The following is a 294-nucleotide window of genomic DNA, read 5'->3' as shown; positions in this document are numbered from 1 at the left end:
CGGCGGCGCCAACATGGGCTACCTGGCGCACATGATCGCGATGGAGGAGATCTCCCGCGCCTCGGCCAGCGTCGGCCTGAGCTACGGCGCGCACAGCAACCTGTGCGTGAACCAGATCAAGCGCAACGGCACCGACGCGCAGCGCCAGAAGTACCTGCCCAAGCTGGTCAGCGGCGAACACGTGGGCGCGCTGGCCATGAGCGAACCGGGCGCCGGCTCCGACGTGATCAGCATGAAGCTGCGCGCCGAGGACAAGGGCGGCTACTACCTGCTCAACGGCAGCAAGATGTGGAT

The 294-nt window shown here is 67.0% G+C and carries 1 protein-coding gene; it reads left to right on the top strand.

The genetic code is table 11. The annotated features are described in order from the left end of the window. The coding region (locus HA630_RS00825) for an acyl-CoA dehydrogenase family protein (protein WP_208299891.1) at positions 1-294 on the top strand (294 nt) is incomplete at both ends.

The sequence above is a fragment of the Aquabacterium sp. A08 genome (genome assembly GCF_011742065.1).
Note: the sequence above shows the minus strand (reverse complement) of the source record. Positions and strands in the feature narration are given on the sequence as shown.